Annotated in this window: 8 protein-coding genes and 2 pseudogenes; 4 read left to right on the top strand and 6 right to left on the bottom strand. The window is 60.0% G+C overall.

Annotation, left to right across the window (positions count from 1 at the left end; translation table 11 throughout):
• A pseudogene (locus U1703_RS18660) lies at positions 1 to 116 on the bottom strand (IS3 family transposase); the annotation flags it as partial.
• Between the two features lie 285 nt (positions 117 to 401).
• A complete protein-coding gene (locus U1703_RS19020) occupies positions 402 to 605 on the bottom strand; it encodes a hypothetical protein (protein ID WP_443025850.1) in 204 nt (67 codons plus the stop codon).
• A 63-nt stretch (positions 606 to 668) separates the two neighbouring features.
• Here U1703_RS19020 and U1703_RS18655 point away from each other — a divergent pair.
• Positions 669 to 902, top strand: a pseudogene (locus tag U1703_RS18655) (transposase); the annotation flags it as partial.
• Between the two features lie 551 nt (positions 903 to 1,453).
• On the opposite strand, the gene U1703_RS18650 reads toward U1703_RS18655, so the two are convergent.
• The gene (locus tag U1703_RS18650; protein WP_332786946.1) at positions 1,454 to 2,020 is read right to left on the bottom strand and encodes a TetR/AcrR family transcriptional regulator; all 567 of its coding nucleotides are present in this window, start codon (positions 2,018 to 2,020) and stop codon (positions 1,454 to 1,456) included.
• Between the two features lie 103 nt (positions 2,021 to 2,123).
• Between U1703_RS18650 and U1703_RS18645 the strand changes: the two genes are divergently transcribed.
• Complete coding sequence (locus U1703_RS18645; protein WP_332786945.1) at positions 2,124 to 2,846, top strand: glutathione S-transferase family protein; 723 nt, start codon at positions 2,124 to 2,126, stop codon at positions 2,844 to 2,846.
• A 62-nt stretch (positions 2,847 to 2,908) separates the two neighbouring features.
• Positions 2,909 to 3,307 (top strand): VOC family protein, encoded by a 399-nt coding sequence (locus U1703_RS18640; RefSeq protein ID WP_332786944.1) that lies wholly within the window; start codon positions 2,909 to 2,911, stop codon positions 3,305 to 3,307.
• 119 nt (positions 3,308 to 3,426) lie between these two features.
• On the opposite strand, the gene U1703_RS18635 is transcribed toward U1703_RS18640, so the two are convergent.
• Together U1703_RS18635 and U1703_RS18630 are read right to left on the bottom strand one after the other, a co-directional pair.
• Complete coding sequence (locus U1703_RS18635) at positions 3,427 to 4,071, bottom strand: UPF0149 family protein (RefSeq protein WP_332786943.1); 645 nt, start codon at positions 4,069 to 4,071, stop codon at positions 3,427 to 3,429.
• Between the two features lie 5 nt (positions 4,072 to 4,076).
• Positions 4,077 to 4,256, bottom strand: a complete 180-nt coding sequence (locus U1703_RS18630) for a hypothetical protein (protein WP_332786942.1) — start codon at positions 4,254 to 4,256, stop codon at positions 4,077 to 4,079.
• A gap of 156 nt (positions 4,257 to 4,412) precedes the next feature.
• Between U1703_RS18630 and U1703_RS18625 the strand changes: the two genes are divergently transcribed.
• Positions 4,413 to 4,952, top strand: coding sequence for a hypothetical protein (locus U1703_RS18625; RefSeq protein ID WP_332786941.1), 540 nt, complete (start codon positions 4,413 to 4,415; stop codon positions 4,950 to 4,952).
• A 7-nt stretch (positions 4,953 to 4,959) separates the two neighbouring features.
• On the opposite strand, the gene U1703_RS18620 is transcribed toward U1703_RS18625, so the two are convergent.
• Positions 4,960 to 5,217, bottom strand: coding sequence for a hypothetical protein (locus U1703_RS18620; RefSeq protein WP_332786940.1), 258 nt, complete (start codon positions 5,215 to 5,217; stop codon positions 4,960 to 4,962).
• Positions 5,218 to 5,339: the final 122 nt, after the last annotated feature.

Below are 5,339 nucleotides of genomic sequence, written 5' to 3'. Positions count from 1 at the left end.
TTGCGCAGCTGCAGCCCGAGTTCGCGATACAGCCGATGAGTGCGCTTGTGGTTGATCTCCCAGCCCTCCCGTCGGAGAAGCACATGGATGCGTCGATACCCGTAGCGAACACGGGTCACCCATGGCGATGCTGAGGGTCCCAGCGTCTCCTATTGGGAAGAGAGCGGACATCAAATTGCCGTTGTCGCCGCGCCGCAGTCGTCTTTTTGGGTGGTGCCAGCGTCGTCACGTGGCTGCTGATGTAGCGGCGTCGTTGTCCGCTATTAGCGGTATCGAAACGGCTGCTGTTCGGCCGTCACGGTTCAGGCCTGCCGCAACGCATGTCGCCAACCTATGGCTTACTTCAGCTTCAGCCCAAGCAGTCCGAGCGGGGAGCGACAAGGCTTCCGGCTCGGCTCTATCTACGCCTGCGTTAAAGCCGACGTATTGTTGGCGTTCGAGCGCTTTGCCCACTTATCTCGCTGCTCCGAGAAGGTGAGCAGCAGCGGTGCGGCGATAAAGATGGACGAACTCGTCGCCAGGAGAAGCCCAAACAAGAGCGTTATAGCGAACTGCTGGAGAGCTGGCCCGCCAAAGACCGCCAATGGCGCCGTTGCCAAAAACAGGGCCAGGGGAGTGTCAGGAATTTCGTGTGCGGGCGGGCATAAAGGGGAAGAAGGAGACCCGATATGTCCCGACGCAAAGAGCCTGCGATACCGAACGAGCTGCTTGATCAGCTACTGGCTGGCGCTGATGCTGGTACCGCCCTGGCGCAGGGCGGCCTGCTGGATGCGCTGAAGAAGGCGCTGACGGAGCGCGCTTTGAACGCGGAGATGGATCATCATTTGGCCGGAGACGAGGGCACCGGCAACTCGCGCAACGGCTACGGCCGGAAGACGATCACGACCGATACCGCCTCGCTCCGCCCGGTCATCGCGACCGCGCGTCGACGCGCGACCGGCTGGTCCTTCGTCAGAAGGCTGACCATCGTCACAACGGTTATAGGATTTGCGCTCGCGGGCGCCAAACGCAGCCTTCGCCGCCACCAATAGACCGCGCTGCGGCGGGTGACGTTCTCGATCGCTGGCATCAGGGACTGGCTCCATCGACTGGCGTCAGTTGACGCCACTGCGATGGTCGAAGCCCCGCTAAGTTACCGAAAACCGCAGTTTTAGGTCCCCTTAGCTGGGGCAATCAGTGACTGGCTGGGGCGGCAGGATTCCCATCCCGACGCATCTGCGAGCTAAGTACTTGATTCCACCAGCGCGCAGGTACCGCCTGCACAGCCCATTGCTACAGTGCATTGGCACAATTTTCAATTGCGATTTGGACGGTATTGGACGCTAGCAAGAGACGTGTCGGCGCAGTGGTGCATGCAGGAACGCTTGTCCGTCGACGGCTGGTCCTTCCTGGCCGAAACAGCGAGGCAAGCGGACCGAAGTGCGGTTTTAAGTTTAGCGTTTCGTCCCGGCGCCTATGCCGGCAAGAGCCCCACCGCGCGGTAGCTGGCGATCATCTTATCGAAGAGCGCGATGTCCGATCGGCCCCTTGCGAAGAGTTGTGCGCCGGCAACCGCCGCATAGATCGCCTTTGCCCTCGCTTCGCTTTCACCCGCTTCGACGACCTTGGCATCAACGAGCAGCTTGCCGAGCCACGCGACGTTGACGTCGGCGAAGCATTGCACCTCGGCCTTCACCGGATGGGGAAGATCGTCATATTCGGCGGCCATGAAGCTGGACAAGCAGATGCGGTTGTCGTTCGACAGCGAGGCCCGGAAAATCTCGGGATAGCGGCGTAGCGCGGCCAGCGGGTCGGGCGCTTCGTCCGCAATCGCATCGAGCTGCTCGACCGTGTCTTCCCAATAGCGCCGCGCCACCGCCGCGCCGAGATCGGCCTTGGTTGCGAAATGATGATGGATGCTGGGCGCCTTGATCCCGACTTCAGCCGCGATGTCACGGAAGTTGAGGCCGTTATAGCCACGCGCCATCGCAGTCCGCCGTGCGGCGGCCAGCACCGCTTCCCTGGATGTTGAAACCGCCACTGCTCCACCCGTCTCGCCAACCCGACCAAGTGGTAGATAGACCTTGACGCCCATCACGCAAGCGCGCATTTGCCGGCCTACCGATCACTTGGTAGGTAAAACTATGATGTCGCAATCCCCGCCGCCGCCGACCACGAAGCTCCGCCTGTTCACCTCCCCCTCGGCGTTCCCCAATCCCCAGCGCCTGCGCATCTTCCTGCACGAGAAAGGCATTGCCGACCGTTTCGACGAGCAGGTCTACAATATGTCGCCGGTGGGCGAGCAGCGGCAGTGGAAGCACCTGAAGATGAACCCATGGGGTGAAACCCCGACGCTTGAATTGGCCGATGGCAGCTTCATCTCGGAAACTGCCGCCGTCGTGCGCTATCTCGACCAGGCACTTCCGGGCCGCCGGATCATGGGCGACACGGCCGAGGAGCAAGGGCTCGACGCCATGTGGGACAACCGCATCTGGGTGCACATTCTCTACCGCATCACGACCGCGTTCCATGTCCTGCATCAGGGACTTGGCCCCAAGCTCGAACTGACCTCGAATCCGGCATGGGGTGAGCATTGCCGCAAGGAGGCGCTGGCGCATACCGCGCTGGTCGACCGGCATCTGGCCGATGGCCGCGACTGGCTGCTCGGCGGTAGGGAGCCGACCTTCTCGGACATCACGCTGGCGACGGCGATCGCCTTCTCCAAGTTCGAGGTGAATGCGATGCCGCTCGACGAGCGCTATGAACATATCGATGCGTTCTGGCAGCGGTGGCAGCGCCGCCCGACCTTCCTCGCCGCCTATGCCGATCGCAGTAGCGGCGTGCCGGAGCTGGATAACCGCCCGTAGCAACCGCGTGACCCGAGGGCGGTTTGTGTCCTTGAGCAACAATCTGAGCAGGAGAGAACAGAGTGCTGTTTCACACGATGGTCGGATCGAACGACATTGAACGATCGAAGCGCTTCTACGACGAGGTGCTGGGCACGCTCGGCGTCGGCGAACCGGCGCGGAATATCGCCGACAGCGGCCATGTTCGGCTCATCTACAATAACGGCAAGGGCACAAACTTCATCGTCAGCCAGCCGATCAACGACGAACCGGCGACCGTCGCGAACGGCAGCACCGTCGCCTTTGCATGCAACTCGCCGGAGCAGGTGAAGCAACTTCACGATACGGCAGTGGCCAATGGCGGCACCTCGATCGAAGCCCCACCCGGCCCGCGTCAGACCGCGTCCATGGGTACGATCGAACTCGCCTATTTTCGTGATCCCGACGGCAACAAGCTGTGTGGGATCCATTTTCCCAAATAATCGGGCGTCTCGTCCAGTGACGTGACCGCGTTGCCCGTCCCTGTCGTGGGCGGGCAACGCTTGGTCGATCTGCCGCGATGAGGATCAGACGAAACCGCCTGCCAGGTCGATGGGTCTGGTCAACCGTAGCAATGCTTATGCTTCTTACCCGATCCGCAAGGACATGGGTCGTTACGGCCGATCTTCGGCGCCGCAATCGCATCCACGGCGATCGGCGTCGCCTTGCCGGCACGCGCCGCATAGAGGCGCTGGACCGTATCCGTAAGCTCGGCCACCGCACGATCCTGGAAAGCGTTGACTTCGACGCTGTCGAGCTCGCTTTCGCCTCGCGCGATCGCGATCAGCGCTTGAAGTCGGTGCCATGGATCGGTCCATTCGGCAGCGGCGGCCGCCCCGCCCCAGGCGTCTGGCCGCAACGCGATCGCGTCGGAAAAGCCGTCGACCCAATATTCCCACAGAACCTCGCCATCCCGCTCGTCGATGTCGAGGATCGGCTGCAACTTGCCACGGGACAGATCGCGCGCGATCTCGTCGCGCCGCGCCGCGACTGCCTTTACGAACCATTGCACGTCGAGCGGGTCCTCGAAGGGTGGGACGCCATCGACCTCGACGCCCGATATGACCGTCATCCATTCATCGACGGGGATCGGTTCGGGACAGACGATAAGCCCGGTCAGGAAACCGTCGAGTTCGGTGAGCAGCATCGGCTCTTCGACCGGAAGTTCCGCCAGCGCGCCATCAAGCCGCCGGAAGCGGGACGGCATTTTCCTCACAGGCTAAGGCCGCGCCCGAAGCGAGAATTGATCGCATGGAGCGGGCACATGAGCGCCTTCGACTTCGCAGGGTCGCGGGTGGCGAACAGGTCCGCCACGGGCAGCTCGTCCGGACGGTACAGGTCCATGAGGATCACGCCCGCCTTGAAGTAGCGGAACCCGTCGCCATAAGCCATTAGCCGCCCGCCTCGCCGAGATATGCGCCCGTTGATATGAACATATCAGGACCAAATAGAAATTTGGTATTGGGCGGTAGTCCTACGATCGCTGACACGGCTACTTGAATCATAGCAAGGGCGATATAGTCGGCCGATAAATTAGGGATATATCTGGTGTCAGACCTAATCACATGGTTCGAAAATCATGACAAACTGGCGGGATGGGCGCAGTTTTTCGGCGCAATGCTGGCGTTAATCGTTACCTATCTCACAGCCTTCGCGCCGATCTGGCGTAGGAAGCGGCAATTAAAGCTGTCTGCTGATCGACTACTTTCCCACGGGTATGAAGCGATTGAAAGTTATCATCGGACGTCCGCGCATTTCCTGCCTTTCCCTCTCTCGCTACGCCAAGCTGCAATGACAATGATGGTGATGAGCGAAGAGATAAGTAGATTTCCCATTTACGAACTGGACGATCAAGGTAGTCGTTCGATAGCTCGATACCTCGTCACGACAAGTGCAACGCTCAGCGCGTTAAAGCTTTTCCTTGAGACTTATGCGGCCGATTTGGATGAACGAACGGCGACGGAAGAAGATCAAGAAGTCATTAGGCCGTTCGTAGGTGAGAGGCTTAGACAAATTACCGATATGCTGACAGGTGTTAAATTAGAGAGACCGGAATGGCCCGTGAAAAACCCCGCCAAAAGCGGATGAGTGTCAGTTACGAACCGGCACTACCACGCTTGATCTCGAAGTATTGCGAGTAACCCCCGCTGATCCCACCTCCATAATTCTCACGCCTCAACGACACCGTTCCGAACGGAATAGCTGCCTCGAACGGACTAAGCGATGCGATCTGCATTTTCAGTCGCTCAACCGCGTCCATGCTAACGGCTTTCTCTAGCAAATGCATTGCCTGTAGAATGAAAATATCCTCGACTTCCTGACTTTTTGCCGGGTCATTGATGTTCAGCTTCACTTTCAGTGACCTGCTCCCCGGAAATCATGCCATTGGTAAGTTAGCTCGTCAGATGGAGACGAGCGATGCGGCGAGGCCGTTTTACCGAGGATCAGATCATAGGCGTGCTGCGTGAGCACGAG

This window comes from Sphingomonas flavida (assembly GCF_036663655.1).
Lineage (GTDB): Bacteria > Pseudomonadota > Alphaproteobacteria > Sphingomonadales > Sphingomonadaceae > Sphingomonas.
This window is presented reverse-complemented; position numbering and strand designations above follow the sequence as displayed.

Excerpts from the sequence above, each read along its gene's own strand:
- U1703_RS18635 (WP_332786943.1), bottom strand. The coding sequence starts at position 4,071 with ATGCCGTCCCGCTTCCGGCGGCTTGATGGCGCGCTGGCGGAACTTCCG.
- U1703_RS18630 (WP_332786942.1), bottom strand. The coding sequence starts at position 4,256 with ATGGCTTATGGCGACGGGTTCCGCTACTTCAAGGCGGGCGTGATCCTC.
- U1703_RS18645 (WP_332786945.1), top strand. The coding sequence starts at position 2,124 with ATGATGTCGCAATCCCCGCCGCCGCCGACCACGAAGCTCCGCCTGTTC.